Source organism: Salipiger thiooxidans (assembly GCF_900102075.1).
In the GTDB taxonomy this organism is placed as follows: Bacteria; Pseudomonadota; Alphaproteobacteria; order Rhodobacterales; family Rhodobacteraceae; genus Salipiger; species Salipiger thiooxidans.
Window position 1 is genome coordinate 138,850 of the sequence record NZ_FNAV01000004.1, and the last position, 25,779, is coordinate 164,628.

Here is a 25,779-nt window from a genome sequence, read left to right on the forward strand (position 1 = left end):
GCGGGCAAGGGGGTGTCGGAGGACGGCTCACGGCACCGTCCCCCGACGTCAAAATGGCTTTGCAGCTTTACGCGGTACAATCCAATCTGATCCACCTCCGATCAATACTGGAGGCGGAGCCGAGCGTCTCACGGACCCGGTAATAATTTGGTAACATTTACCCGACGTCAGAAGGAGTCATGGATTCCTTACCTTCGGTAAACAGAACGTGTCGCCCGCGCATCAAGTGCTTGCGGATTCGAGAAATTTCTTCGCGGCGCGGGCGATCACCAGCTCTTCGTTGGTGGGCACGGCCATGATGCGGGCACGGCTCATGTCGGTCGAGATCACGGTGTCATTGCGGCCGTTGCGCTCGCGGTCGAGCTCGAGCCCGATCCAGCCCATGCCCTCGCAGACGCGCTCGCGGATCAGGCGCGAGTTCTCCCCGATGCCGCCGCAGAAGACCAGCGCGTCAAGCCCGCCGAGCGCCGCCGCCAGACCGCCCAGTTCGCGTCGGATGCGGAAGACGAAATAGTCGATGGCCTCGTTGGCCTCGACGGTGCCCGCGGCCTCGAGTGCGCGCATGTCGTTGCTGAGCCCGGAGAGCCCGAGCAGCCCCGAGCGCGAGTAGAAGAGCTCGCGCACCTCGTCGATGCTCTTTCCCTCCTGCTGGACCATGTAGAAGATCACGCCCGGGTCGATCTGTCCGGTGCGGGTGCCCATGGGCAGCCCGTCGAGCGCGGTGAAGCCCATGGTCGAGGCCACCGAGCGCCCGCCGATCATGCCGCACATCGAGGCGCCGTTGCCGAGGTGGGCGACGATCACCCGGCCGTCGTGGATCAGCGGCGCGATGCGCTTCAGCTCGCCCGCGATGTAGTCGTAGCTGAGCCCGTGGAAGCCGTAGCGGCGCACGCCCTTGTCGTAATACTCGCGGGGCAGGGCGAAGACGTCGTTCACCTTGGGATGGGTGCGGTGGAAGGCGGTGTCGAAACAGGCCACCTGCAGCGCGTCGGGAAAGGCCTCCATCGCGGCCCCGATCCCCGCGAGATTGTGCGGCTGGTGGATCGGCGCGAAGGGCGACAGCCGCTGGAGCTCGGCCATGACCTCGGGGGTGAGCACCATCGGCCGGTCGTAGCTCGGGCCGCCGTGTACGACCCGGTGCCCGACGGCGCTGGCCCTGGCGTCGGGGAAATGCGCCCGCAGCACCGAGAGCGCCGTCGCCAGCGCCGAGCGGTGGTCGGCGGCCTCGGCCGGGGTCAGGTCGCGGGCGAGCGGCGACATGCCGGGCCCGAAGCTTGCCTTCAGGCGCGGCGTCTTGCCGATCGACTCGATGAGCCCCACCGCCATTTCGACAGGCGTGCTCTCGATGGCGAAGAGGCCGAACTTCAGCGAGGAGGATCCGGCATTGAGGGTCAGGGCGACGGGGGTCTTGGTCATGGGAAGGCTCTTGCTTTGGTGTCGCTTGCGACGGGCTCAGGCGGTGATGGAATAGCCGCCGTCGATGTCGTGAACGCCGCCGGTGAGGTTGCGCGCCTCGTCCGAGGCGAGGAAGGCGGCCATGGCGCCCACGTCCTCGATCGAGGCCAGCACGTGCATGGGCGCGCGCCCGGCGGCGGCGTTCAGCATCTCGTCGAAATGGCTGATGCCGCTGGCAGCGCGGGTCTTGAGCGGCCCGGGCGACAGCGCGTGCACCGAGATGCCCTTGTCGCCGAGCTCGGCCGCGGCATAGCGCACGGCGCTTTCCAGCGCGGCCTTCACCGGGCCCATCATGTTGTAGTCGCGGACCACCCGGACCGAGCCGAAGAACGACACGGTGAGGCAGGTGCCGCCCTCGTGCATCAGCGGCTCGGCGAGACGGATCATGCGCAGGAAGGAATGCACCGAGACGTCCATCGCCATCTTGAAGCCCTCGGCCGAGCAGTCGATCACCCGGCCATGCAGGTCGTCGCGCGGCGCGAAGGCGATGGAATGCAGCAGCGTGTCGAGCCGGCCCCAGCGGCTTCCGATCTCGTCGAACACCGCCTCGAGCGCGCCCTCGCGGCCGACGTCGAGCGGCAGCACGATCTCGGCGCCGAGCTCCTCGGCGAGCGGGCGGACATGGGGTTCGGCCTTCTCGTTGAGATAGGTGACCGCGATCTCGGCCCCCTGCGCCCGCAGCGCCTTGGCGCAGCCCCAGGCGATCGAATGCTCGTTCGCGATGCCGACGACGAGCGCCTTGCGGCCTTCCAGTGAGAACATCTCAAACCTCCGCTGATTCGTGATCCGGTGCCACCGGTTCCAGCTTGGTCACTAGGTCATTCCTGTGAAGTTTCTGCATTGCGGCATATCAGCCCGGCGCGCGGGGTGACCGGCTTTTCATCGCCCGGGGTGCAGGATCGGGCAGGGCCGCGAGCGGCAGGGATGGGTTCCATCCCGTTGCAGGCAGAGGTAAATGGGGCTGCACGCCTTCCGGATCGGCGCGCAGCCCCCGGGGCAGACACGGGGAAACATGGATACCAGTTACGATGATCAAGGATCATCCGCCCCGGTGTCCCTCTAGTGCAGATTCTGGGCGAAATTGTTCAATATCCGACATTCTCAAACGAATTGTGACACGGCGGAAAGAGATGAAGGACGAAACGAGACCCGAGCGGATCTGGCGCATCGCCGAGAGCGGCTGGCTTGCGACACGCACGCCGGAATTCCGGCAGGCCCTGCGCGAGGAAGTCCATGTGCAGCGCTTCGAAGAGGGGGAATACACCCACCACATCGGCGACGGTCCGGGCGGCATCTACTGCGTGATCGAGGGCAGTTTCGGGGTCTATGCGTCGAGCGACGGGGCCGGGGTCATCCTCGGCCACATCTTCCGTCCCGGGGCGTGGTTCGGGCAGGGGCCGATGACCGCGGACATACCGCGCTACCTTGCCTTCAAGGCGATGGAGCCGTCGCGCATCCTGACCGTGTCGCTGCCGGCGATCGACCGGGTGATGCGCCGGGTGCCGGACGGACAGCGGCAGTTCCTGTCGCTGTCGGAGTACAACCAGCTGCTGATGACGCGGACGATTGCGGACCTGCTGATCCGCAAGGCCGACCTGCGGCTGGCCTCGGTGCTGCTGCGGTTGCTCGAGAGCGACACCGGCTCGGAGATCGACGGCCCGACGCCCTGCACCGTGACCCAGGCCGAACTGAGCGAGATGGCCAATGTCTCGCGCCATACGGCGAACGCGGTGCTCAAGCGCTTCGCGAACGAGGGATGGGTGCAGCTCGGTTACGGCTGCATCGGCCTGCGCGACGCCGAGGCACTGCGCAGTTTCGCGCTGGCCGGGCAGTAGCTGGGCGGCGGGGCCGGACGGCATGCGCTGCCTTGGGGAAGGCGATGGCATGCCTGCCGAGGGACGCGACCCACCGCTTGCGGCCAGCAGGCTGCAGCCACGACCGGAGGGCCATGTGAAAGGGGGCGAGCCGCAAGGCCCGCCCCCTTCCTTCATCACCGGAGCAAGGGACGTCAGTGATTGTTGTAGGCGTGCTTCTCGTGCAGCGCGGCGATGACGATGGTCCCGAAGGTGATCGCCACGGAGAGCAGCAGGAACAGCATCATGATCGCGGGCTTGTCCGCGAAGGTGAAGTAGGCCTCGGCCCCTTCCCAGGTTTCGATCGGAGAGGTGTTCATCCGTAAAGTCCTTTCTTACTCGGCCGCAGCCGCGGAGGCGCCGGCGGGGGTGGCGGTGTTCACCGGGCCGGGAATGAAGTTCTCGGGGTAGGCGGCAACCGGCACCTTGACGATGTCGAGGCCCTTTTCCTGGATGTGGTCGGGCACGCGCAGCAGGCCCAGCACCTTCAGAATGAAGGACGCGATATAGCCCGGCACGAAGCCCAGCACCGCCATGGTCGCGGCACCCACGATCTGGCCCCAGAGGGAGACCGGCGGCATGCCGTCCACGTTGGGGTAGCCGGCGGCGAAGATGCCGCAGGAGATCACGCCGATCAGGCCGCCGATGCCGTGCACCGGGAAGGCGCCCACGGCGTCATCGATGCCCATCTTCTCGAGCCAGACGGCAACCATCGGGACCACGAAGCCGCCGAAGGTGCCGAGCACGAAGGCCACCGGCGGGTAGTAGACGTCGAGGCCTGAGGCCGCGGCGAAGATGCCGATCAGCGCGCCGGACATCATCCAGAACGGATCGCGGGTCTTGACCCAGGCGCCGATGATGCCGCCGGCCATGCCCATCAGGGTGTTGAAGGCAAAGGCGGACAGCGTGGTCGGCTGGCCGTAGATGTTGATCCACTGCTCACCGGGCATGTAGATGATGCAGCCGCCGAGGAAGCCGAAGAAGCCCACGATGATCAGCATCAGGCCGGTGATGGTGAAGGGGATGTTGTGCGCGAGGATCGCGTTGGCGGAACCGTCGGCGTTGAACTTGCCGACCCGGGGGCCGAGGTTCAGCAGCACGCCGAGCGCGAAGAAGCCCGCGACCATGTGCACGACGCCGGCGGCGCCCACGTCATGGTAGCCGAACTTGACGGTGAGCCAGCCGGTCGGGTGCCAGCCCCATGCGCCGCCGAGGATCCAGACGACGGAGCCCAGCAGGATGGCGAGGATCAGGAAGCCCGCAGTCTGGATGCGCTCGATCACCGCGCCCGAGAAGATCGAGGCGGTGGTGGCGGCAAAGAGCGTGAAGGCGGCCCAGAAGATGCCCGTCGCGTTGTCCGCGAGGTTCGGGCCCATGGACATTTCCCACGGCCAGCCCGAGGCGTCCTCGGCCGGCAGGAAGCCGTTGTAGAACGACAGGTAGATATACCAGCCGAAGAAGTAGAAGGTCGGCACCATGAAGGCGAAGGCGAGGATATTCTTGATCCCCGAGGCCAGCACGTTCTTCACGCGGCTCGCGCCCATCTCGTAGGCCAGGAAGCCTGCGTGAATGGCGATCATCAGCGCGGTACACCACCAGTAAAAGATTTCAGAGTTGATCGTGCCTGACATCGCGGAGGCGCTCTCGAGAGCGGCCAGCCGTTCCGTCAGGGCGGCGAGTTCCTGTTCCATTGTCCTCTGTTCCCCATTGCGGATGTTATTGTTCAGGGCTTGAGATGCCCCTGCGCCTCAGCTTGATTAAGCCTGCGTTGCGGCAAACTGCGCCGGTTGGCGGAGGCCGGGCGATAATCGTTTTTGTCCCATGCAGGGCAAGTTCCCGCGGCGTCTGCCTTAAACCCGTGCGAAATGAAAACAGCGCACGCTGATTGAGCAGGCGATTCCACCCGTGCGAATATATCTTTCCCCTCAGTAATGACTCTCTATGGACAGGACCCGAGTCGCTCGGGCTGAATTTTCCCGGGCAAAGAAAAATTTGCAGGGATGGACGTCATGGATATCGAACGCTCCGTCGAGGAGCCGGGCCGCGACGAGAAGATCAAAGCGGTGCGCGCGAAGATCGACGGCTCGGCATCGCATATCTCTACCGCCAAGTCGTTTCGGTCACCGGAAAGGTGATGGGCTAGGGCATTCCCGCCGACCATTGGGAGAGCGAGGCGAAGAAGGGCGTCCAGCTCGTCTAGGGCTCGACCGTCACCCTCTTCACCGACCGCGAGGGCAATTGCCTCGGCTACGGCCCCGAGGCCGCCGAGCTGGTGGGCATCCCCGACACCGACGACCCGCAGATGCCCGGCAAGACCGGCCTCAAGGCGATCGGTGGCGTGGTGCATCCCCTGCAGGCGCTGACCGCCATCGGGGCCTCGACCGTGAACAGCTACCGCAGGCTCCGGGATACCGGGTTCTGGGCGCCGGTGTTCGCGGTCCGGGGATTCCAGAACCGCACCACGGGCCTGCGCGTCTCGGCGCCGGGGCGGTTCGAAGACCGTTCGGTCGACTCGATGGTAAACCCGTATTTCATGGGCTCGACGCTGCTTGCCGCCATGGACGACGGGCTCGACAACGACCTCGACCCGGGGGCACCGGAAGAGCGCAACATCTACGAGGCAATGGCACAGGGCAAGAAGGTCCGGAAGCTGCCGATGAGCCTTGGCGAGGCGCTGGTGCATCCGGAGAATGACGAGGTGGTGAAGCGCGGGCTTCCGGGCGAGATGTTCCGGCTCTACCATGAGTGCAAGTCGGACGAATGGGTGCGCTTCCTGTCCACCGTCACCGACTGGGACAAGGAGACCCACATGGAGTGCCTGCCGTGAGCACCGGGACGCTTTTCGCGGACGCGCCGTTTCTCGACGTGGCCAACCCCGCCTTCTCGCTCCGCTCCGCGCCGGTGCGCGCGGCGCGGGCGCGCAGCTGGTACGCGCGCACGCCCTACGGGCTCGCGGTGCTGCGCCACAAGGAGATGGGCGAACTGCTGACCCACGAGGCGCTGATCCAGGGCAGCCACGCTTGGCCCGCGCTCAACGGCGTGACCGGCGGGGTCTTCGCGGACTGGTGGAACAAGTCGATCCTGGTGACCGAGGGCGACGACCACTGGCGCCTGCGGCGGCTGGTGAATCCGGCCTTCTCGCCGAAGATCGTGAAGACGCTGATGGGGGATTTCGAGCGCATCGCCAACGATCTCGCCGACGGGTTCATCGACCGCGGCGCCTGCGATTTCATGGCCGAGTTCGCCGACCCCTACGCGGCGCGGGTGCTGTGCCTGCTGCTGGGCCTGCCCGAAAGCGAGGCGCCCTTCATCCTGCGCACCTCGGCCACCATGGGGCTGGCGCTGGGGGTGAACTTCCCCAACCTCGTGGACGAGATCGAGGCGGCCACCGTCGAGCTGGGCGGTTTCATTTCGGAGGTGCTGAAGGCGCGCGAGGCCGACCCCGGCGACGACATCCTCTCGGTTATGGTGCAGGCCCGCGACGAGGGCGACCGGCTGTCGCATGAGGAACTCTGGAACCTTGCGCTGATGCTGGCCTTCGCCGGCGTGGACACCACCCGCAATCAGCTTGGACTGGGGATGTCGATGTTCGCCGACCACCCCGGGCAGTGGGAGGCGCTGGCCGCCGATCCCTCGCTCGACATGGCGGCGGCGACCGAGGTGATGCGGATGCGACCGACCATCACCTGGGTCTCGCGCGAGGCGACGCGCGACTTCGACTACGGTGGCATCACCATCCCGCGCGGTACAGTGCTGCACCTCTACTCCGAGAGCGCCGGCACCGATCCCGCGGTGATGGCCGACGCGCCCTTCGACATCACCGGGAAACGCCCCCGCAACTATGGCTTCGGCGGCGGCGTGCACCATTGCCTCGGCAACCTCGTGGCGCGCAACGACATGGCGGTGGCCTACCGGGTGCTCTCGGCCCGCATGACCTCGCCGGTGGTGGGCGAGGGGGCGACATGGCTCGCCGACAGCGGCAACACCGGGCCCATCGCGCTGCCGATCACCTTCGCGCCGCGCTGAAGCGGGGGCGGTGCGCCTGGTGACGGGGGCAGGAGTGAGGGGCCAGCCCCTCACACTCCTCGGAGTTTAGGGGCAAGATGAAGGGCGGACGCGGCGCTGGGGGCGTCTGGAAGTGTGCGTTTTGATTTGAGGGGGGGGCGCTGCTGGCGGGGCGTTCTGATTGAGGTTGGTGCGGCTTCTTTGGGTGGGGTCTGGTGTGGGTGGTGGCGCGGAGCGCCGGCTGATGTGATGGCGGGGGGCGCGGCGTCGGGGCGGTTTGGTGATGGTTTTCGGATTTGGTGGGGTTTGGCGGGACTGGTCTGCGAATTGGGCTCACGCGCTGGGTGGCCATGGGTCCTGGGGCTGTGCTTGTGGTCTTTCTGGTTGCGTGGCGGCGCTGGGCGGGTCTCGGGGGCTATGCCGGTGCCCACCGGTGTCAGAGGGCCGCGTCGATCTTCCCTGCGCCGAGGGCACCGATGAGGATCGGGGCGGCACTGGTGTTGCCGCCGACAATCCTCGGCATCACCGAGGCGTCCGCGACCGAGAGCCCGGAGATGCCGTGCCCGCCCATGGTCGCGGGGTCGACCACCGCCAGCGCGTCGCGGCCCATCGTGGCGGTGCCGAGGGGGTGGTAGATCGAATCCGTCGTCCGCCGCGCAAACCGGTCGAGATCCGCGTCGCTGGCCGCGGCGGGGCCGGGGAGCAGCTCCGTGCCCGCGACGCGCGCGAGGCCGGGCTGGCGGCAGAGCGCGCGCAGCATCCTCAGCCCGTCGCGCAGGGCGATGCGGTCCGTCCCGGCGGCGAGGGAGTTCGGGTCGATCAGCGGCGCCTCGCGGGGATCGTTGGAGCCGATGTTCAGTCGCCCCCGGCTCTCGGGCTGCGGCTGGGTCACGTCGATGGCGAAGCCGTGACCGCGGTCTTCGGCGGTGGCGCCGTCGAAGGCCAGCATGTTCCAGCATATTGATGCAATGAAGCTGCGTGTCCGGCCGGCCAGGGCCCGCGCCGAGGCGCAGGAACGCGCCGGCCTCGAGCCCGTGTTGGGTGCCGACGCCCTTGCAGGTGATGAGCCACCCGGCGCCGACCTTGAGGGCGTTCGGAAACGTCGCATGGCCCCAGAGCGACAGCGGCTCGGTCATGCGGTGCTTGACCTTCACCTCGAGGTGGTCTCGTGCGAGGTTCTCGCCCACGCCGGGCAGGTCCGCGCGCAGCCGGATGCCGAACGGGCGCAGCAGCGTGGGGGGGCGATGCCCGCGTGCCGATGGCACCGGCGCTGAGGACCACGTGGCCGGCGGCGAGCTGTTCCTCGCCGGAGGGCGTCATCACCCGCAGCCCGTCGATGCGGGGGCCGTCGCCGGTGAGGCGCAGCACCTCGACGCGACTCCTGATCTCGAGGTTGGGGCGGGACTTGGCGAGGGCGAGATAGGCCTTGGCGCTGCTCCACCGCTTGCCGTCCTTCACGTTCAGGCGGAAGAGGCCGAAGCCTTCGGCCTGGCCCTTGACCGATTCCCGCACCGGGTCGCCCATCTGGCCGCCCGCCTCGACGAAGCTCGCGCAGGGCGGCGTCGATGGTGTCGCTGTCGGGCTGATTGCGCCCGCCGCCCGCGTAATGGCCCCAGACCGGGTCGATGACGCGCAGCTCGGCGTTTGGCATGGCGGCCACCTCGCGCGCGTTGTCCTCGGGCGGGAAGTGGAGATCCGTGCGGCAGGGCAGGACAATGGATCTCGCGGTGATCGCTGCCAGCGCCGCCCCCCGGTGGCCGTTGGAGAGCGGGTTGGCCGAGATGTCGCAGGCCTGCCAAATGCGGATCAGCGACAGCATGTCGTTGGCGTCGAGCCCGTAGTACTTCGCGTCCCAGGTGTTCTTGAGGTAGCCCTCGAGCGTCACGAAACCCATGCCGCGCCAGAGCTACCGCCGGAACCACGTCGAGCGCCATGCCGGGGCCGATCGGGAATTCGTTGTCCGCATGCGAGCCGCCGTAGCGGGTGGTTTAGACGATGATGTTGTCCCATGCGGAATTGAGCCGCCCGAATGTGGCGTAGGCGAGCCCGACGTCGGGCAGGGTGATGCCGCATTGCAGGTGCACGCGCCCGGCATCGACGATGTCTTGGGGGGGGCAGCTCCGCGCTCATGCCGCCACCCCCGACGGGATGCCGCATTCCCGGCACCAGTTGTCGAAGATCCGGCGCGCCGCGGCGTTGAAGGCGGGCATGGTGGCCTGCGCCTCGGCCTCGAGCCGGGCGACGGCGCCCTTGCCCAGCGTGTCTTCGAGCGAGGCTGCGTATTCCGGGATTGCGGACCAGAGCCGCACGGTGTCGGTCTCGACTTCGAGGTGGAACTGCGTCGAGAAGGCGCGCGTGCCCCAGCTCATCGCCTGCACGGCGCAGGCGGGCGAGGTGGCGAGCACCGTAGCGCCCTCGGGCACGGCCTTCACCTCGGCGCCGTGCCATTGCAGCACCGGCAGCGGGTCGGGCACGCGCTCGAGGAAGGGTGAGACCGCCACCTGCGCGACCGTCAGGATGCCGACCTCAGCCGTGCCCCTGCCGACCTCGCCGCCAAGCGCGCAGGCCAGAAGCTGGTGGCCGAGGCAGAGCCCGAGATAGGGCAGGTTCCGGTCCACCACCGCCTCGCGGATGAAGGCCTTCTCAGCCACCAGCCACGGGTGCGCCGCCTCTTCCCAGACATCCATCGGCCCGCCCAGCACCCAGAGCGCGTCGACGCCGTCGAGCGAGGGCAGCGGCTCGCCTTCGTTGAGATGAACCGCGGACCAGGTGTGGCCGGCGCCCTCGATCATCGGGCGGAAGGCCGCCGGATGTTCGATCCGCTCGTGTTGCAGGACCAGAAAATGCATGTCCGTCTCCCTGTTTCGGGGCCGCTGCCTCATCCGTGGGCACCGTACCTGTCTTCCCCTGCAAATTCCCATCCAGCGCCAGAACCCACAAGAAATATTGTTGCGCCAGAGTGAAGCTTTGCAACCATCGGGAATACCTGCACAGAGGGAGAACAGGGACATGAGGGTTTGTGTGATCGGGGCGGGGCCGTCGGGTCTGGCGCAGCTTCGGGCGTTCCAGTCGGCGGCGGCGCAGGGCGCGGCGATTCCCGAGACCGTGTGCTACGAGAAGCAGCCGGACTGGGGCGGGCTCTGGCGCTACGACTGGCGCACCGGCGTCGACGAATACGCAAATCCCGTGCACGGCTCGATGTATCGCTACCTTTGGTCCAACGGTCCCAAAGAGGGGCTGGAGTTCGCCGACTACAGCTTCGACCAGCATTTCGGCAAACCCATCGCCAGCTACCCGCCGCGCGCGGTGCTCTTCGACTACATCGAGGGGCGGGTGAAGAAGGCCGGGGTGCGCGACTGGATCCGTTTCTCGACCGTGGTGCGCGACGTGACCTACGACGCGGGCACGGGGCTCTTCACCGTCATAGCCCGCAATGGCGAGACCGACACCGAAAGCTCCGAGACCTTCGACCACGTGATCGTGGCCTCGGGGCATTTCTCCTTCCCCAACGTGCCCTACTATCCCGGTTTCGAAAGCTTCAACGGCCGTATCCTGCACGCCCATGACTTCCGCGATGCGCGCGAGTTCGAGGGCAGGGACATCCTGATCCTCGGCACCTCGTATTCAGCCGAGGACATCGGCTCGCAATGCTGGAAATACGGCGCCAAGTCGATCACCGTGGCCCACCGCACCGCGCCAATGGGTTACGACTGGCCCGATGACTGGCGCGAGGTCCCGGCGCTCGAGAAGGTCGAGGGCAAGACCGCGACCTTCAGGGACGGCACCGAGAAGGTGGTCGACGCCATCATCCTCTGCACCGGTTACAAGCACCACTTCCCGTTCCTGCCCGACGACCTGCGGCTCAAGACCGCGAACCGGCTCGCGACCACGGATCTCTACAAGGGCGTGGTATGGACGAAGAACCCCAGGCTCTTCTACCTCGGGATGCAGGACCAGTGGTTCACCTTCAACATGTTCGACGCGCAGGCGTGGTGGGTGCGCGACGTCATCATGGGCAGGATCGCCCTGCCGGATGCCGCAGCCATGGAGGCCGACTGGCAGAAGCGGCAGGCCGACGAGGACGCCTTTGACAGCGACCACGACGCCATCGTCTATCAGGGCGATTACGTGAAGGAGCTGATCGCCGAGACCGACTACCCGTCCTTCGACGTCGACGGCGCCAACGAGGCCTTTTTCCAGTGGAAGAAGCACAAGAAGAAGGCGATCATGTCCTTCCGCGACAACGGCTATGTCTCGCCCATCACCGGCACCATGGCGCCGCCGCATCACACGCCGTGGCGGCACGCGATGGATGACAGCCTCGCGAGCTACCTGCAGAGCTCGGAAGCGGCCGAGTAAGCCATGGGACTGACCTGCAAGAGCCGCGCGGCGCGGTCGGGGGAGATCTCCCCCGGTCCGAGCCTGCCCAAGGGGAGACCCGCGCCCGCCGGTGACGCGCGCACGGTCAGGACCCGCGCAAGGAGGGACCGCGGCGCATGACACCGGAAGACCGCGTCCGGGCGATGGACTTCTGGTCCGGCCCTGTGACCATCGAGCCGCTCTCGGGCGGCATCACCAACCTCAACTACGTGGTGACCGACGCCGGACGGCGATACGTCGTGCGCATGGGGCAGGACATCCCCGAGCATCTCGTCATGCGCTGGAACGAACGCGCGCTGACCGAGGCTGCCGCCGCAGCGGGGCTCTCGCCCGCGCTGCGCCATGCGGAGCCGGGGATCATGGTCACCGATTTCGTGACCTCGCAGGCACTGACCGGCGCCGACCTGCACGACCCCGAAACGCTCGCCGGTGCGGTGGCGCTGGTGGGGCGGGTGCATCGCGAACTCACCTCCAGGCTCACCGGGCCCGTGGTGACCTTCTGGGTCTTCCACGTGCTGCGCAGCTACGCCGCCTTCCTCGCGAGGAATGGCTCGCCCCACATGGTGCGCCTGCCGATGATGATGACCGAGGCCATGCAGCTGGAAGAGGCGGTGGGCAGGGTCGGGCTGGTGCTTGGCCACAACGACCTGCTGCCGCAGAACATCCTGCGGGCCGAGGACGGGCGCTTCTGGCTGGTCGACTGGGAATACGGCGGCTTCAACTCTGCGCTCTTCGATCTCGGCGGGCTCGCCTCCAATTCGGGTCTTCCCGAAGACACGGAGGCCGAGATGCTGCGCCTCTATCACGGTCATGATCCCGACACCGGCTACATGCGACGCTACGGGGCAATGAAATGCGCCTCGCTGCTGCGCGAGGCCATGTGGAGCATGGTGTCCGAGATCAGCTCGGACATCGACTTCGACTACGCGGCCTACACGGCAGAGAACCTGTCGCGCTTCGAGGCCGCACTCGACGCCTGGAAGGAGGGCGCATGAACGACTTTCCCACGACCGCGCAGGCGGTCATCGTCGGCGGCGGGATCATCGGCTGTTCGACGGCCTACCACCTCGCCAAGCTCGGCTGGGAGGTGGTGCTGCTCGAGCGCCACAAGCTGACCTCGGGCACCACCTTCCACGCCGCGGGGCTCGTGGGCCAGCTGCGCAGTTCCGCCAACATCACCGAACTGCTCGGCTACTCGGTCAAGCTCTACGACACGCTCGAGCAGGAGACCGGGCAGGCCACGGGATGGAAGCGCAACGGCGGGCTGCGGCTTGCCTGCAATGAGGAACGCTGGACCGAGGTCAAGCGACAGGCCACCACCGCCCGCAGCTTCGGGCTCGACATGCAGCTGCTCACACCCTCCGAGGCGCGTGAGCTCTGGCCGCTGATGGATGTCTCGGACGTGGTGGGGGCCGCCTTCCTGCCGACCGACGGGCAGGCCAACCCCTCGGACATCACGCTCTCGCTCGCCAAGGGCGCGCGCATGGCGGGGGCGCGGATCATTGAGGATTGCGCCGTGCTGTCGGTCGAGCGCGAGAAGGGCACCATCACCGGGGTGAAGACCCGGCACGGGGTTATCAGGACCGGCGTGGTCGTCGCCTGCTGCGGCCAGTGGACCCGCGAGTTCGCGGCACCTCTGGGCGTGACAGTGCCGCTGGTGTCGATGGAGCACCAGTACATGGTGACCGAGCCCATCGACGGCGTGACCCGCGACCTGCCGACCCTGCGCGATCCCGACCGGCTGACCTACTGGAAGGAAGAGGTGGGGGGGCTCGTCATGGGGGGATACGAGCCCAACCCCAAGCCATGGGCCATTTCGGGAATCCCCGAAGGCTTTCACTACACGCTGCTCGACAGCGATTTCGACCATTTCGAGCAGATCATGGAGCTTGCGCTGGGCCGCGTTCCCGCGCTGCAGACGGCGGGGATCAAGACGCTCACCAACGGGCCCGAGAGCTTTACACCGGACGGCAACTTCATCCTCGGCGAGGCGCCCGAGCAGAAGGGCTTCTTCGTGGGGGCGGGGTTCAACGCCTTCGGCATTGCCTCGGGTGGGGGTGCGGGCATGGCGCTGGCCGAATGGGTCGCCAAGGGAGAGCCTCCCTTCGATCTCTGGCCGGTCGACATCCGCCGCTTCGGGCGCCCGCATTTCGACACCGACTGGGTGCGCACGAGGACGGTCGAGGCCTATGGCAAGCACTACACCATGGCCTGGCCCTCGGAGGAACACGACAGCGGACGGCCCGGGAGGCGCTCGCCACTCTATGACCGGCTGAAGGCACGCGGCGCGGTGTTCGGCGAGAAGATGGGGTGGGAGCGGCCCAACTGGTTCGCCGCCGAAGGTGAGCACGCGGGCGACATCTACAGCTACGGGCGCCCCAACTGGTTCGCCGCCGTCGGGCGCGAGCACAGGGCGGCGCGCGAGGCCGCAGTGCTGATCGACCAGACCAGCTTTGCCAAGTTCCTGCTCAAGGGCCCCGACGCGGAAAGCGCGCTGCAATGGATCTGTGCGGGCGACATCGGCGGCCCCGTCGGCACCCTGACCTATACGCAGATGCTCAACGACCGGGGCGGGATCGAGGCCGATCTCACCGTCCTGCGCCGGGCCGAGGACGAATTCTACATCGTCACCGGCACCGGCTTTGCCACCCGCGATTTCGACTGGATCAAGCGCGGCATCCCGAAGGGGGCCAATGCCCAGCTTATCGACGTGACCTCGGGCCATGCGGTGCTGTCGCTCATGGGGCCCATGGCGCGCGACATCTTTGCTCGTGTCACCCGTGCCGACCTGACGAACGCGGCGCTGCCCTTCGGCACCGCTCGGCAGATCGCCATCGCCGGCGCGCCGGTCTGGGCGCTGCGCGTCTCCTACGTGGGTGAACTCGGGTGGGAGCTGCACATGCCGGTGGAAAGCGCCGCCACGGTGTTCGACGCGCTGCACATGGCCGGCGCCTCGCACGGGCTGGTCGACGCGGGTTACCGCGCCATCGAGACCCTGCGGCTCGAGAAGGGTTACCGCGCCTGGGCCGGGGACATCGGGCCGGACAGCACGCCTCTCGAGGCGGGGCTCGGATTCGCGGTGAAGCCCGGCAAGGGGGATTTCCGCGGGCGCGAGGCCATCGTGGCGCAGAAAGCCAAGGGGCTGCGCAAGATGCTCGCCACCGTCACCGCAGCGCCCGAGGTGATCCTGCTGGGGCGCGAGACGATCTTCCGAAACGGCGAGCGGGTGGGCTACCTCAGCTCTGGCGGGTACGGTCACACGGTGGGCAAGGCCATCGGCATGGGTTATGTCAAGAACCCCGAGGGGGTGACCCGCGACTGGGTGCTGACCGGGAGCTACGAGCTCGAGGTCGCCACCGAGCGCGTGCCCTGCGAGGTGACGCTGTCGCCGCTCTACGACCCGACCCATGCGCGGCTGAAGTCATGAGTGCATTTCGGGTCTTCACGAAAGGACGAAAGCCATGACGATCACCGCCAACTGGTCCTGGCCCACGCCGATCCGCTTCGGCGCCGGGCGCATCGCCGAACTGGCCGAGGCCTGCCACACCGCCGGCATCCGCAAGCCGCTCGTTGTGACCGACCGCGGGCTTGCCCGTCTGCCACTGACCCTGCAGGTCATGGACATCCTCCGCCGCTCGGGCTTGGACGCGGATCTCTTCGCCGAGGTCGACCCGAACCCGAACGAGCGCAACCTCGGCGTGGGGGTGGTGACCTTCAAGCAGGGGCGGCACGACGGGGTGGTCGCGCTGGGCGGCGGCTCGGGGCTCGATCTCGGCAAGCTCGTGGCCTTCATGGCGGGCCAGTCGCGCCCGGTCTGGGATTTCGAGGATATCGGCGACTGGTGGACCCGCGCCGATGCCGAGGCCATCGCGCCGGTCGTCGCGGTGCCCACCACTGCCGGCACCGGATCGGAGGTCGGGCGCGCCGCGGTGCTGACCAATTCCGAGACGCATGAGAAGAAGATCATCTTCCACCCCAGGATGATGCCTGCGCAGGTGATCTGCGACCCTGAACTCACCGTGGGCATGCCGCCCGTGATCACCGCGGGCACCGGCGTCGACGCGCTCGCCCATTGCATCGAGGCCTATTGCTCGCCGCTCTACGGTCCCATGGCCGACGGCGTGGCGCTCGAGGGCATGCGGCTTTGCAAGGAGTACCTGCTGCGCGCCTATCGCGACGGCTCGGACCTCGAGGCGCGGGCGCAGATGATGACCGCCGCCGCGGCGGGGGCCACCGCCTTCCAGAAGGGGCTGGGTGCGATCCATTCGCTGAGCCACCCGATCGGGGCACGCTACGACACCCATCATGGCACCACCAACGGCGTCGTCATGCTGCCGGTGCTGCGCTTCAACCGCCCCGCCATCGAGGAGCGGATCGTGCGCGCCGCCGCCTATCTCGGGCTCGAGCCCAGCTTCGACGCCTTCCTCACCTTCATCGACGACCTGCTGCACGAACTCGACATTCCCAAGACGCTCGACGCGCTGGGCGTCTCTGATCCCGACCTCGACGCGCTCTGCGCCTCGGCGCTCAAGGACCCGACCGCCGGCAGCAACCCGGTGCCGCTGACCCGCGAGAACATTCTGCCGCTTCTGCAAAGCTGTTTCGAAACCTGAGGTGCGAATGACGATCCAGCCTCTGCGTCCCGCGCCCCGCACGACCCGTCGAGACCCCACTGGTGACGGAGGCTTGACATGAACGTGCCCGGACCGGCACGAGGGGGGTCCCCGACCGGAACTGGAAACCCCATGAAGAACGGCGCGAGCTCGAAACTGACGCAGAACCCCCACGCGGTCCGCGAGCTGCGGGAGAAGAACCTCGAGGTCGCCATCGGCCGGCAGGTGCGCGAGCTCCGCAAGCGCCAGCGCATGACCGGCTCCGAGCTGGCGCAGCAGACCGGGCTCTCGGTGGGGATGCTGTCCAAGATCGAGAACGGTGTCATCTCGCCCTCGCTCAACACGCTTCAGGCTCTGGCCAATGCGCTGCGGGTGCCGCTCGTGCAGCTGTTCTCGGGCTTCGAGGAGCCGCGCGGGGCGATGCACGTCAAGGCCGGGCAGGGGGTCGAGATCGAACGTGCGGGCACCCGCGCCGGGCATCAGTACCAGCTTCTGGGCCATATCGGGTCGAACAACTCGGGCGTCGTGGTCGAGCCCTACCTGATCACGCTCGACAGCGAGAGCGACCGCTTCCCCGCCTTCCAGCACGAGGGGATCGAGCTCATATACATGCTCGAGGGCGTCATCGACTATCGCCACGGCGACCAGCTCTACCTGCTCGAGCCCGGCGACTCGCTGCTCTTCGACGCCGACGCGCCGCATGGTCCGGAGGTGCTGGTCGAGCTGCCCTCGCGCTACCTGTCGATCATCACCTACCCGCAGGCGCGCTGAGCCTCAGGCGGAACTTCCGTCTGTATGGGAGGGTATTGCTCCTTCGCGCGGGCGAGCGGTTGCGTTCGGTCGAAACGTCCGGACCGATGCGGAGGGGGATCGCTGCGGGGCACCGCGCCGCGGGCGATTTCGCCCCCACGGGTCGCGTCCGAGGCGCCCGGCGGGGCGGTCACCGGTCGGACCGGTGACCCGACCGTGAGCGTCTCGTCGACCCGCGCGGCCCCGACGCTTGCGCTCCCCGAGAAACTGGTCAATCTGCCGTCTGACACGCGGGCTCCCGGTCGGGCCACGCGCACCGGGCTGGACCGCCCCCGGACGTCTTCGTCATCCGTCGTGCCGGAGCCGGCTTGCGGTGCTGACGATGCGCCCGGCTGCGGCTAAACTCCGGCATGTGCCGACCGAGGCCGCCGAACGACTGGAGAAGACCGAATGAGTAAGTTCGCCCTGACCGTGACCTGTCCCTCGACCCGCGGGATCGTGGCCGCCATCGCCACCTTCCTTGCCGAGCACGGCTGCAACATCACCGACAGCTCGCAGTTCGACGATTTCGAGACCGGCAATTTCTTCATGCGGGTGAGCTTCCAGTCCGAGACCGGGGCCTCGCTCGACGGCCTGCAGGAGCAGTTCGCGGCGACCGCCAAGGGCTTCGGCATGGACTACGCCTTCCACGATGAGGCGGAGAAGATGAAGGTGGTGATCATGGTCTCGCGCTTCGGGCATTGCCTGAACGACCTGCTCTACCGCTGGCGCATTGGCGCGCTGCCCATCGACATCGTGGCGGTGATCTCGAACCACATGGATTACCAGAAGGTTGTCGTGAACCACGACATCCCCTTCCACAATATCCGCGTGACCAAGGAAAACAAGCCGCAGGCCGAGGGCCGGATCATGGAGGTGGTCGAAGAGACCGGCGCCGACCTGATCGTTCTGGCGCGCTACATGCAGATCCTCTCGGACGAGATGTGCACCAGGATGTCGGGCCGGATCATCAACATCCACCATTCCTTCCTGCCCTCCTTCAAGGGAGCCAACCCCTACAAGCAGGCGTTCGAACGCGGGGTGAAGCTGATCGGGGCCACGTCGCACTACGTGACCGCCGATCTGGACGAGGGTCCGATCATCGAGCAGGACACGGTGCGCGTGACCCACGCGCAATCGCCCGAGGACTATGTCTCGCTCGGCCGCGACGTCGAGGCGCAGGTGCTGGCCCGCGCCATTCACGCCCACATCCACCGCCGGGTGTTCCTGAACGGGAACAAGACCGTGGTCTTCCCGGCCTCGCCCGGCAGCTATGCCAGCGAGCGCATGGGCTGACCGCCAGGGCCGGGGGCGTGGTCAGCGGCTGCGCTCATCCGCATCCGGCACATGCTCGAGGACCGAATCTCGGCGCTCATCGCCACCCTGGCCGAGATGGAATGCGCCATCGGCGCGCTGAGCGAAATCCAGACCCAGGCGGGCCTCGCCAGGGTCAACGTGCTGCTGCGGAGCCTGCGTTCGGGCGATGTGGGGGCGGCTCTGCGGCGACACTGGCGCGCGAGCCGACCCGGTGGCCGAGGAGGCGGAGTTCGGTTGGTTCTGAGCGCCGTGTCCTGAGTGCGGGGGGGTGAGTGCAGTGTTCTGCTGTATTCTCCTGGCGGAACGGCCCTGCGCAGCGGTTTCGCGATGGAGTTCTGTGTGGCATTCCCGCCTGGCGTCTTGCCGGTGCGGTTCGGGTTTGCGCCGTCGGTTTCGACGCCGGCGCGACGTCACCCGCATGTCCGCGCATGACCTCAATCCCCCGGGGGCCAGCTCATCTGCATAGCCCGCAAGTACCTCGGTTGGGGGGCTTCGGCTGATGTCTTCGGTGAAGAGATCACTGAGGACGCGGGCGGACACCTTCGCGGTCCCGGGACAAGGGAGCCACGTTTCGCGTAGCGCGCAGGGGGCGCGGCGTGTGCCGTTGTCCGTGCAGGGTCGCGGTTCTGCCGCTGCCTGAGGCGCGGAGAGCGCCCTGAGGTGATTGAGCGTGCCGGGACGGGCGGGCGGTCTTGATTGCCGGCGGGACCTCTGCTTGGATCGGCTGAACAGGGGGCCGCGCCGGGCAGGAAACGGAATGTCGCGCAAGAAGGAACGGCGCCAGAAGGCGATCCTCGAACAGCTCTCCATCACGCCGACGATGCGCGTGGGGCGGCTCGCCGAGACGCTGGAGGTGACCACCGAGACCATCCGCCGTGATCTCGAGGAGCTGGCGGGGCAGGGGCTCATCGCGCGGACCTACGGCGGCGCGATGCTGCGCCAGCCGATGGAACCTGCGCTGTCGGAGCGCCACAAGGAGCTGGTCGAGGAGCGTGCCGCCATCGGCCGAGCCGCGGCGCCGCTGCTGGCCGGGGCGCGGGTGATCATGATGGGCTCGGGTGCGACCACGACGCAGATCGCGCGGCGCATCGCGCTCGAGATGAGCGAGGTTACGGTGATCGCCCATTCGGTCTCGGTGGCGGCGGCGCTCGCGGTCAACCCGTCGATCCAGGTGGTGGTGGCGCCGGGGGTCTACCACGCGGGCGAAGGCGCGCTGCACGGGGCGCAGACCGTGCGCTTCCTGTCGGATTACTCGGCGGACTGGTCGGTCACCGGGGCCAGCGCCATGTCGCCGCTCGGCCCCTCGGACGCGCTGATCGAGGCGGGCGACGTCTACGCCACCATGCTGCGCCAGAGCGCGCGCCACATGGTGGTGGCGGATCACTCGAAATTCGACCGGATGGCCACGGCGCGCTACTCGGACTGGGGCGAGATCGACGTGCTGGTGAGCGATGCCCGGCCGCAGGGGCCGCTGGGGCGGGCGCTGCAGCTGGCCGGGGTGGGTGTGCGGCTGGCGGTGCTCTGAGGTCTTGGGGCGCGGTGCCGGTGGCGGAGGTCGGATGCCTCCGGCGGGAGTTTGTCTGGCAAGATGAAGAGTGGGGTGCCTGAGCGGGAGGCGTGGGCGCGGTTTGGTGGTGCGGTGGTCGTTTGGGGAGGGGCTGGCGCGGGCGCCGAACGGGGCGCCCGGCCGGTCTGTGTGGTCACAGGGTGGTGCGGGTGGCGTTGGCGAAGGCGTTGATGAAGCGATCTGCCTCGTCCCTGTTCAGGCAGAGCGGCGGGCGGACCTTGAGCGTGGCGCCGTAGCGGCCGGCGGCCCCGATCAGCACGCCCGCGTCGCGCATGGCGTCGATGATTCGCACGGTGACGGCGGCATCCGGGATGTCGGGCGTATCCGGGGAGCAGAGATCGACGCCGGTGAAAAGCCCGGCGCCGCGCACCGCGGCCACCTGCGGAGCGTCGGCGGCCACCGCCTCGAGCCCGGCCCTGAGATGGGCGCCGACGGTGCGGGCGTTTTCCTGCAAGCCCTCCTCGGCGATCACCTGCAGCACTGCGAGGCCCGCGGCCGCCGCCACCGGGTTGCCGCCGAAGGTGTTGAAATAGCCTACGTCCTCGCAGAAGGCCGCGAGGTGGTCGGGGCGCGCGGCCATGCCTGCCATCGGGAAGCCGTTGCCCATCGGCTTGCCCATGGTGACGATGTCGGGGGCGATGCCGTGCCGGGCGAAGCCCCAGAACGCGTCGCCGGTGCGGCCGAAGCCCGGTTGCACCTCGTCGGCTATGTAGAGCCCGCCCGCCGCCTGCACCGCCTCGACCGCGGGGCGCAGGAAGCCTGCGGGGTCGGCGAAGATGCCGTCCGACGAGAAGATCGAATCCGCGAGGAAGGCGGCGGTGCCGAGCCCGCGGCCTTGCAGCTCGGCCATGGCGGCTTCGACCGCGGCGCGGAAGCCGCCGGCGATGTCCTCGCCGAACGCGGCGCGGCTGGGCGCCGGCACGGTGACCACATGCGGGGGCAGGGTTCCACGCCTGAGCGCCGAGGGAGAGGCCTCGGTCACCAGCGCGGTGTTGCCGTGATAGGCGGTCTCGGTGACGATGATCCCCTGCGCGCCGCTCGCCGCCCGCGCCACCCGCAGCGCGAGGTCGTTGGCCTCGCTGCCCGAGCAGGTCATCACCACGTTGGAGAGTGCGGCGGGGAGCTTGTCCTTGAGCGCCTCGAGGTAGGCGTCGACCACCTCGACGATGTAGCGGGTGTTGGTGTTGAGCACCGCGATCTGGCGCGACACCGCCTCGACCACCGCCGGGTGGGAGTGCCCGACCGAGGGCACGTTGTTGTAGAAGTCGAGGTAGCGCGTGCCGTCGCGGGCGACCATCCAGGCCCCCTTGGCCGAGACCATCTCGATGGGCTCGCGGTAGAACAGCACCGAGGCCGCTCCGAGGTTGGCGAGCCGCCGCGCGACGGCGCCGGTGCCGCCCTGAGTGGCGTCGAAGGCGTTCATGTCGAGGATCTGGCGGACCTTGCTCATGCGCCCTGCTCCGCGAGATAGGCCTCGGCCAGCGCCACCGTGCCGTCGGTATAGGCGGCGAGCCCGGCCGCCGCCGCGGTCTCGGTCTCGGAATGCGAGGCGATCCAGGCGGTGAGCAGCAACCGTCGGAACAGGATGAAGGTGGGGATCATCGCCACGTGCTCGTCCGAGAGCTCCGCCACGCTGCGGTAGCCCCGGACCCAGGCCTCCTGCAGGGCAGGGATGTAGGGTTCGGTCTCGAGGAAGGACACGGCGGCGGCGAAATCGTAGATGAACCACGAGAAGCCGCAGTCGTCGAAGTCGATCACGCCGAGCCGGTCGCCGTCCTGCAAGAGGTTCGCGAGTCGCAGATCCGCGTGCACGAGGCCGAAGCGGTCGGGACCCGCGCCATAGGCGGCGAGCCTGGCTTCGAGCACGTCGCAGAGCCGGTCGAGCACCTCCTTCTGCGCCGGCGTCATGCCGAGCGCCGCGCGCCAGTCGCCCCAGAGCGGGGCCGGGCCGAAGGAGGTCTCGAAGTTCCAGGTCTTGCGGGTGAAGCCCTCGGGCGGGGTCCAGTCGCGCACCTGCTGGTGCAGCCGGGCCGAGATCGCGCCGAGGATTTCGAACCCCTGCGCCAACCCCTCGCTGGCCTCGGGCTCGCGCCCGGACATGTAGGTGAAGGCAACCACGTGGCGGGTCTCGTCGCCATCCTCGAACGAGGCGATGTGGGTGCCGTTTCGCGCCAGCAGCGGCTCGGGCGTCTCGACCGCGCCGCCGTCGCGCAAGGCGTTGATCCAGGCGAGCTCGGATTCGATCTCGGTCTTGGTGTGGTAGGCGGGACGGTGCACGCGCAGGATCAGCGGCGCTTCGCGCTCCGGGTCGCGGGCGATGAAGGTGGCGTTCTCGGAGAGGGTGAGAAGCGTGACCTCGGTCGCCGGGCTCAGGTCCCACTGGTCCGCAAGCGATACGACCCCCTGTCGCAAGCGCTCCACGAAGCCGTCCTCATACAGTCCTGCCATGCCGTGCCCTTTTTCTTTGCAATCCCCTCATTTGCTAGGAGGAGAATCTGTGGCTTGCAACATTTTTGCTTGCCTGGGGAGGTTCTCGCCGGAATCATCCTAGTCAGATGCCAGAATTTCGGCATTTCTCCAGAATACCGCCAAGCGGAAACGACGGGCCGGCAGATGACCGGACCGCGCCAACAGAGAGGAATTTGCCATGAACCTGTCCCGTCGTGCCTTTACCGCCGGTCTCGGGGCCGCGGGGGCGTCGTCGCTGCTGCCCCGCGCCGCCCGTGCCGCCCGCGAGAACGAGCTGAACATCCTGTGCTGGGAAGGCTACAACACCGATGACGTGCTGGGCCCGTTCCGCGACCTGCATCCCGGCGCCACGGTGCGCGCCGAGAGCGGCACCTCGGATCCGGACATGATCAACAAGCTGCGCGCGGGCGAGGTCAACGTCTGGGATCTCATCAACCTCAACCAGCCCTGGGCGCGCGGGCAGCTGATGCCCGAGGGGCTGATCAAGCCGCTCAACAAAGAGCGCTTCCTGCCCTATTTCGAGAAGATGGCGCCGGAGTTCTCGAACCCCACCTATCCGCTGGCCTTCTCGCCTGCGGACGAGCTGATCGGGATGCCGCAGCGCTACGGGCCGTTCTCCTTCGTGGTGAACACGGATGTCATCAGCCGCGAGCTGGCCGAGGACGAGGGCTGGAAGATCTTCCTCGATCCGGCGATGGCGGGGCGCTACGGCGTGCTGACCTATGACAACTGGAACCTCATGCACATGTGCATCACCGGCGACCTGAATCCGTTCGAGCCGCTGGACGAGGCCGGGTTCGCCAGGTTCGACGAGGTGGCGAGGACCATCTTCGCCGGCGCCAAGCTGCTGACCGACGATCTTGTGGCGATGAACACCGCGCTCATCAACGGCGAGATCGACGCCTATTTCACCGGCGGTACCTACACCGCCTCGCCGGCGCGGCTGGACGGGCTGACCAACGTGAGGGCGATTACCCCCAGGTCCGGGCCGATCAACGGCAAGGGCGGCGTGGTCTGGATCGAGCTCACCTCGGTGGTGAACAACCCGCAGGGCTCGCCGCTGGCCGAGGATTTCCTCGAGTTCGTGCAGAAGCCCGAGATCTGCAAGGCCGTGGGCTTTGCCGAGGGCACCTACAACCCGGTGGCGCAGATGGGCGACCCGGAGGTCTTCGCGCTCTGGGACGAGGATGAGCTGGACGCGATCCAGTGGGACAGCCTCGAGGAGGAGATGGCCAACTCGGTCGAGTACGACGTGGTGACCGATTACGACAAGCTCATGGAACTCTACACCGCCGCGCGCCGGGCCTGAGCGCGCCCGACCACGGGGCCCCGCGCGCGTCCATGCGGCCCGCGCGGGGCCTTCGGCCTGTTCCGGACCCCCGCCGATCCCGACCTGATCCAGACCCCTAAGACCAAGAGGCACCATGGGCGACCAACCGATCCTGCGGATCAACGCGCTCACCAAGCGGTTCAACGAGTTCACCGCCCTGCACGGCATCGACCTGAACGTCCGCGACGGCGAGTTCCTCGCCATCGTGGGCCCGTCGGGCAGCGGCAAGACCACCCTTATCCGCCTGCTGGTGGGCATGGACGAGCCTACCGAGGGCGCAATCTGGCTGCGCGACAGCCGCATCGACGCGGTGCCTGCCAACAAGCGCCCGACCTGCATGGTGTTCCAGTCGCTGGCGCTTTTCCCGCACCGCTCGGTGGGGCAGAATATCGAGTTTCCGCTGAAGCTGCGCAAGGTGGCGCCCGCCACCCGCAAGGCCCGTGCGCTGGAGTTGCTCGAGCTGCTGCGGCTGCCGGCGAGCTATTACGACAAGCGCATCGACGAATGCTCGGGCGGCGAAAAGCAGCGCGTGGCGCTGGCCCGCGCGCTGGCATTCGACCCCGAGATCCTGTTTTTCGACGAGCCGCTCTCGGCGCTCGACTACCGGCTTCGCAAGACGCTCGAGAAAGAGCTGAAGGACCTGCACCGGCGCACCGGCAAGACCTTCATCTACATCACCCACAGCCTCGAGGAGGCGATGGTCATGTCCGACCGCATCGCCATCATGAAGGCGGGCCGCTTCGAGCAGATCGCCCCCGCGGCCGAGATCTACGCCCGCCCGCGCTCGCGCTTCGTGGCCGAGTTCATGGGCGAGGTGAACCTCTTCGACATGGTCGACGGCCGGGTGCCGGGGCTGCGCTTCGGGCCGCGGGCGTCGAACCTCTTCGTGGGCCAGACCGGCACGCTGGTGGTGCGCCCCGAAAGCGTCGCGCTGCTGGCCCCGGGCGAGGAGGCGGACGTGGCGCTCGAGGGCATCATCGAGTCGGAGTACCTGCTGGGCAGCCGGGTGCAGTACACCGTGGCGCGCGAAGGCGCGGCCCCGGTCACCGTCGAGGTGCTGCGCGAGAACGCGGTGGGTGGCCCCGGCGCGCCGGTGGTCATGGGCTTCGGCACCTCGGCCTGTCACCTGATCGCGCCGGAGGCCCGCGATGCAGCGGCGTGACCGCCAGCTCGGGCTTCTCTACGCGCTGCCGATCGGGGTCTTCCTGGCGGTGGCCTTCCTGGCGCCGATCCTGCTGGTCGCGGCCTTCTCGACCATGCCGCCCAAGGTCTTCAGCATCTGGAACATGCCGGATTTCAGCGCCTACTACACGGTGATCACGCAGGGCTACTGGAAGACCGTGGCGTGGTCGCTGGGCATGTCGATGGCGGCGACGCTGATCCTCTTCGTGGTCTGCTGGCCGCTCGCCTACGGCATGGCCAAGGTCTTCGGGCGGTTCTCGCTGGTGCTGACCATCGGCGTGGTGATGACGCTCTTCGTGTCCGAGAACATCCGGCTCTTCGGCTGGGTTCTGACGCTGATGAAGGGAGGGCTGGTCGAGGGCTACATCCGCGCGTGGACCGGCACCGGCTTCGACGGGCTGCTCTACAACGTGCCGGTGATCGTCTTCGGGCTTTGCTACGTCTACCTGCCGTTCATGCTGTTCCCGCTGGCGCAGGGCATCGCCATGGTGCCCGAGGACGCCCGTGCCGCGGCCTTCGACCTTGGCGCCACGCGCTGGCAGATCTTCCGCGAGATCGAGCTGCCGCTGGCCATGCCCGGCATCCTCGTGGGCAGCCTGCTGACCTTCGTGCTGGCGGCGGGGGCGCTGGCCGAGACCAAGCTTCTGGGCGGGCAGGCTGTCATCGTCATCGCCGAGGAGGTCGAGACGGCATTCACCTACGGCCAGAACTGGCCGCTGGGGGCCGCGCTCGCGATGGTGCTGATCGTCATCGTGGGCGGCATCGCGATCTGGGGCATCGGTCGGGCCGATCTCGACCGCATGATGGGGAGACGCTGAG

24 protein-coding genes and 1 pseudogene are annotated in these 25,779 nt (G+C 67.9%); 16 read left to right on the top strand and 9 right to left on the bottom strand.

The features are described from left to right. Window positions 1-222 precede the first annotated feature (222 nt). The gene (locus BLQ77_RS07035) at window positions 223-1,416 is read right to left on the bottom strand and encodes an acetate/propionate family kinase (RefSeq protein WP_008885293.1); all 1,194 of its coding nucleotides are present in this window, start codon (window positions 1,414-1,416) and stop codon (window positions 223-225) included. A gap of 36 nt (window positions 1,417-1,452) precedes the next feature. Beyond that, window positions 1,453-2,217, bottom strand: coding sequence for an enoyl-ACP reductase FabI (fabI, locus tag BLQ77_RS07040; protein ID WP_089957215.1), 765 nt, complete (start codon window positions 2,215-2,217; stop codon window positions 1,453-1,455). 368 nt (window positions 2,218-2,585) lie between these two features. On the opposite strand from fabI, the gene BLQ77_RS07045 reads away from it, so the two are divergent. Beyond that, complete coding sequence (locus BLQ77_RS07045; protein ID WP_165617045.1) at window positions 2,586-3,290, top strand: Crp/Fnr family transcriptional regulator; 705 nt, start codon at window positions 2,586-2,588, stop codon at window positions 3,288-3,290. 173 nt (window positions 3,291-3,463) lie between these two features. On the opposite strand, the gene BLQ77_RS28695 is transcribed toward BLQ77_RS07045, so the two are convergent. Both BLQ77_RS28695 and BLQ77_RS07050 read right to left on the bottom strand, forming a co-directional pair. Further along, the gene (locus BLQ77_RS28695) at window positions 3,464-3,628 is read right to left on the bottom strand and encodes a hypothetical protein (RefSeq protein WP_008885732.1); all 165 of its coding nucleotides are present in this window, start codon (window positions 3,626-3,628) and stop codon (window positions 3,464-3,466) included. Window positions 3,629-3,643: 15 nt separating this feature from the next. Next, window positions 3,644-4,999: an ammonium transporter gene (locus BLQ77_RS07050; RefSeq protein WP_089957221.1), complete on the bottom strand. Its 1,356-nt coding sequence runs from the start codon at window positions 4,997-4,999 to the stop codon at window positions 3,644-3,646. A gap of 318 nt (window positions 5,000-5,317) precedes the next feature. Here BLQ77_RS07050 and BLQ77_RS29620 point away from each other — a divergent pair, with 318 nt between their 5' ends. The 3 genes from BLQ77_RS29620 to BLQ77_RS07060 all read left to right on the top strand — a co-directional run bounded on the left by BLQ77_RS29620 (window position 5,318) and on the right by BLQ77_RS07060 (window position 7,334). Next, window positions 5,318-5,443, top strand: coding sequence for a hypothetical protein (locus BLQ77_RS29620; protein WP_008884814.1), 126 nt, complete (start codon window positions 5,318-5,320; stop codon window positions 5,441-5,443). Between the two features lie 137 nt (window positions 5,444-5,580). Further along, the gene (locus tag BLQ77_RS07055) at window positions 5,581-6,135 is read left to right on the top strand and encodes a type I glutamate--ammonia ligase (RefSeq protein WP_242661641.1); all 555 of its coding nucleotides are present in this window, start codon (window positions 5,581-5,583) and stop codon (window positions 6,133-6,135) included. Then, window positions 6,123-7,334, top strand: coding sequence for a cytochrome P450 (locus tag BLQ77_RS07060; protein ID WP_242661642.1), 1,212 nt, complete (start codon window positions 6,123-6,125; stop codon window positions 7,332-7,334). Before BLQ77_RS07055 ends, BLQ77_RS07060 begins: the two co-directional genes overlap by 13 nt. A 415-nt stretch (window positions 7,335-7,749) precedes the next feature. On the opposite strand, the gene BLQ77_RS29255 is transcribed toward BLQ77_RS07060, so the two are convergent. Beyond that, a complete protein-coding gene (locus BLQ77_RS29255; protein ID WP_242661643.1) occupies window positions 7,750-8,262 on the bottom strand; it encodes a GMC oxidoreductase in 513 nt (170 codons plus the stop codon). On the opposite strand from BLQ77_RS29255, the gene BLQ77_RS29260 reads away from it, so the two are divergent. Beyond that, complete coding sequence (locus tag BLQ77_RS29260) at window positions 8,261-8,587, top strand: hypothetical protein (RefSeq protein WP_242661657.1); 327 nt, start codon at window positions 8,261-8,263, stop codon at window positions 8,585-8,587. The two genes, BLQ77_RS29255 and BLQ77_RS29260, sit on opposite strands and share 2 nt — an antisense overlap. Window positions 8,588-8,624: 37 nt before the next feature. Here the strand turns inward: BLQ77_RS29260 and BLQ77_RS29815 are convergent. Then, window positions 8,625-9,029 (bottom strand): annotated as a pseudogene (locus tag BLQ77_RS29815) (GMC family oxidoreductase N-terminal domain-containing protein); the annotation flags it as partial. Window positions 9,030-9,439: 410 nt separating this feature from the next. Then, the gene (locus BLQ77_RS07075) at window positions 9,440-10,162 is read right to left on the bottom strand and encodes a type 1 glutamine amidotransferase (RefSeq protein WP_089957223.1); all 723 of its coding nucleotides are present in this window, start codon (window positions 10,160-10,162) and stop codon (window positions 9,440-9,442) included. Between the two features lie 160 nt (window positions 10,163-10,322). Between BLQ77_RS07075 and BLQ77_RS07080 the strand changes: the two genes are divergently transcribed. The 8 genes from BLQ77_RS07080 to BLQ77_RS07115 all read left to right on the top strand — a co-directional run bounded on the left by BLQ77_RS07080 (window position 10,323) and on the right by BLQ77_RS07115 (window position 19,937). After that, the gene (locus BLQ77_RS07080; RefSeq protein WP_089957227.1) at window positions 10,323-11,672 is read left to right on the top strand and encodes a trimethylamine monooxygenase; all 1,350 of its coding nucleotides are present in this window, start codon (window positions 10,323-10,325) and stop codon (window positions 11,670-11,672) included. A 137-nt stretch (window positions 11,673-11,809) separates the two neighbouring features. Next, window positions 11,810-12,688 carry a choline/ethanolamine kinase family protein gene (locus BLQ77_RS07085; protein ID WP_089957230.1) on the top strand — a complete coding sequence of 293 codons (879 nt, stop codon included), beginning with the start codon at window positions 11,810-11,812 and terminating at the stop codon, window positions 12,686-12,688. Next, window positions 12,685-15,120 (top strand): GcvT family protein, encoded by a 2,436-nt coding sequence (locus BLQ77_RS07090; RefSeq protein WP_089957233.1) that lies wholly within the window; start codon window positions 12,685-12,687, stop codon window positions 15,118-15,120. The genes BLQ77_RS07085 and BLQ77_RS07090 overlap by 4 nt, the downstream gene beginning before the upstream one ends. Window positions 15,121-15,154: 34 nt before the next feature. Next, entirely contained in the window at window positions 15,155-16,306 is a 1,152-nt protein-coding gene (locus tag BLQ77_RS07095; RefSeq protein WP_008885948.1) for an iron-containing alcohol dehydrogenase, read from the top strand. Between the two features lie 132 nt (window positions 16,307-16,438). Next, window positions 16,439-17,077, top strand: coding sequence for a helix-turn-helix domain-containing protein (locus BLQ77_RS07100; RefSeq protein WP_089957236.1), 639 nt, complete (start codon window positions 16,439-16,441; stop codon window positions 17,075-17,077). Window positions 17,078-17,506: 429 nt separating this feature from the next. After that, window positions 17,507-18,391 carry a formyltetrahydrofolate deformylase gene (purU, locus tag BLQ77_RS07105; protein ID WP_089957239.1) on the top strand — a complete coding sequence of 295 codons (885 nt, stop codon included), beginning with the start codon at window positions 17,507-17,509 and terminating at the stop codon, window positions 18,389-18,391. Between the two features lie 51 nt (window positions 18,392-18,442). Continuing rightward, window positions 18,443-18,670, top strand: a complete 228-nt coding sequence (locus BLQ77_RS07110; protein WP_089957242.1) for a hypothetical protein — start codon at window positions 18,443-18,445, stop codon at window positions 18,668-18,670. 499 nt (window positions 18,671-19,169) lie between these two features. Then, a complete protein-coding gene (locus BLQ77_RS07115; protein ID WP_089957246.1) occupies window positions 19,170-19,937 on the top strand; it encodes a DeoR/GlpR family DNA-binding transcription regulator in 768 nt (255 codons plus the stop codon). Window positions 19,938-20,112: 175 nt separating this feature from the next. Here BLQ77_RS07115 and BLQ77_RS07120 read toward each other — a convergent pair whose 3' ends face one another. Continuing rightward, window positions 20,113-21,429: an aspartate aminotransferase family protein gene (locus BLQ77_RS07120; protein WP_089957250.1), complete on the bottom strand. Its 1,317-nt coding sequence runs from the start codon at window positions 21,427-21,429 to the stop codon at window positions 20,113-20,115. Continuing rightward, on the bottom strand, window positions 21,426-22,427 hold the full coding sequence (locus tag BLQ77_RS07125) for a phosphotransferase enzyme family protein (protein WP_089957253.1): 1,002 nt from the start codon (window positions 22,425-22,427) through the stop codon (window positions 21,426-21,428). The genes BLQ77_RS07120 and BLQ77_RS07125 overlap by 4 nt, the downstream gene beginning before the upstream one ends. 199 nt (window positions 22,428-22,626) lie before the next feature. On the opposite strand from BLQ77_RS07125, the gene BLQ77_RS07130 reads away from it, so the two are divergent. The 3 genes from BLQ77_RS07130 (at window position 22,627) to BLQ77_RS07140 (ending at window position 25,778) form a co-directional block, all read left to right on the top strand. Continuing rightward, a complete protein-coding gene (locus BLQ77_RS07130) occupies window positions 22,627-23,757 on the top strand; it encodes an ABC transporter substrate-binding protein (RefSeq protein WP_008885907.1) in 1,131 nt (376 codons plus the stop codon). 115 nt (window positions 23,758-23,872) lie between these two features. After that, window positions 23,873-24,940 (top strand): ABC transporter ATP-binding protein, encoded by a 1,068-nt coding sequence (locus BLQ77_RS07135; protein ID WP_089957256.1) that lies wholly within the window; start codon window positions 23,873-23,875, stop codon window positions 24,938-24,940. Continuing rightward, window positions 24,927-25,778, top strand: a complete 852-nt coding sequence (locus tag BLQ77_RS07140) for an ABC transporter permease (protein ID WP_008885587.1) — start codon at window positions 24,927-24,929, stop codon at window positions 25,776-25,778. The genes BLQ77_RS07135 and BLQ77_RS07140 overlap by 14 nt, the downstream gene beginning before the upstream one ends. The last annotated feature ends 1 nt before the right edge of the window (window position 25,779 follow it).

Excerpts from the sequence above, each read along its gene's own strand:
- BLQ77_RS07035 (WP_008885293.1), bottom strand. The coding sequence starts at position 1,416 with ATGACCAAGACCCCCGTCGCCCTGACCCTCAATGCCGGATCCTCCTCG.
- fabI (WP_089957215.1), bottom strand. The coding sequence starts at position 2,217 with ATGTTCTCACTGGAAGGCCGCAAGGCGCTCGTCGTCGGCATCGCGAAC.
- BLQ77_RS07045 (WP_165617045.1), top strand. The coding sequence starts at position 2,586 with ATGAAGGACGAAACGAGACCCGAGCGGATCTGGCGCATCGCCGAGAGC.
- BLQ77_RS28695 (WP_008885732.1), bottom strand. The coding sequence starts at position 3,628 with ATGAACACCTCTCCGATCGAAACCTGGGAAGGGGCCGAGGCCTACTTC.
- BLQ77_RS07050 (WP_089957221.1), bottom strand. The coding sequence starts at position 4,999 with ATGGAACAGGAACTCGCCGCCCTGACGGAACGGCTGGCCGCTCTCGAG.
- BLQ77_RS29620 (WP_008884814.1), top strand. The coding sequence starts at position 5,318 with ATGGATATCGAACGCTCCGTCGAGGAGCCGGGCCGCGACGAGAAGATC.
- BLQ77_RS29260 (WP_242661657.1), top strand. The coding sequence starts at position 8,261 with ATGTTCCAGCATATTGATGCAATGAAGCTGCGTGTCCGGCCGGCCAGG.
- BLQ77_RS29255 (WP_242661643.1), bottom strand. The coding sequence starts at position 8,262 with ATGCTGGCCTTCGACGGCGCCACCGCCGAAGACCGCGGTCACGGCTTC.
- BLQ77_RS07075 (WP_089957223.1), bottom strand. The coding sequence starts at position 10,162 with ATGCATTTTCTGGTCCTGCAACACGAGCGGATCGAACATCCGGCGGCC.
- BLQ77_RS07080 (WP_089957227.1), top strand. The coding sequence starts at position 10,323 with ATGAGGGTTTGTGTGATCGGGGCGGGGCCGTCGGGTCTGGCGCAGCTT.
- BLQ77_RS07085 (WP_089957230.1), top strand. The coding sequence starts at position 11,810 with ATGACACCGGAAGACCGCGTCCGGGCGATGGACTTCTGGTCCGGCCCT.
- BLQ77_RS07090 (WP_089957233.1), top strand. The coding sequence starts at position 12,685 with ATGAACGACTTTCCCACGACCGCGCAGGCGGTCATCGTCGGCGGCGGG.
- BLQ77_RS07095 (WP_008885948.1), top strand. The coding sequence starts at position 15,155 with ATGACGATCACCGCCAACTGGTCCTGGCCCACGCCGATCCGCTTCGGC.
- BLQ77_RS07100 (WP_089957236.1), top strand. The coding sequence starts at position 16,439 with ATGAAGAACGGCGCGAGCTCGAAACTGACGCAGAACCCCCACGCGGTC.
- purU (WP_089957239.1), top strand. The coding sequence starts at position 17,507 with ATGAGTAAGTTCGCCCTGACCGTGACCTGTCCCTCGACCCGCGGGATC.
- BLQ77_RS07110 (WP_089957242.1), top strand. The coding sequence starts at position 18,443 with ATGCTCGAGGACCGAATCTCGGCGCTCATCGCCACCCTGGCCGAGATG.
- BLQ77_RS07115 (WP_089957246.1), top strand. The coding sequence starts at position 19,170 with ATGTCGCGCAAGAAGGAACGGCGCCAGAAGGCGATCCTCGAACAGCTC.
- BLQ77_RS07120 (WP_089957250.1), bottom strand. The coding sequence starts at position 21,429 with ATGAGCAAGGTCCGCCAGATCCTCGACATGAACGCCTTCGACGCCACT.
- BLQ77_RS07125 (WP_089957253.1), bottom strand. The coding sequence starts at position 22,427 with ATGGCAGGACTGTATGAGGACGGCTTCGTGGAGCGCTTGCGACAGGGG.
- BLQ77_RS07130 (WP_008885907.1), top strand. The coding sequence starts at position 22,627 with ATGAACCTGTCCCGTCGTGCCTTTACCGCCGGTCTCGGGGCCGCGGGG.
- BLQ77_RS07135 (WP_089957256.1), top strand. The coding sequence starts at position 23,873 with ATGGGCGACCAACCGATCCTGCGGATCAACGCGCTCACCAAGCGGTTC.
- BLQ77_RS07140 (WP_008885587.1), top strand. The coding sequence starts at position 24,927 with ATGCAGCGGCGTGACCGCCAGCTCGGGCTTCTCTACGCGCTGCCGATC.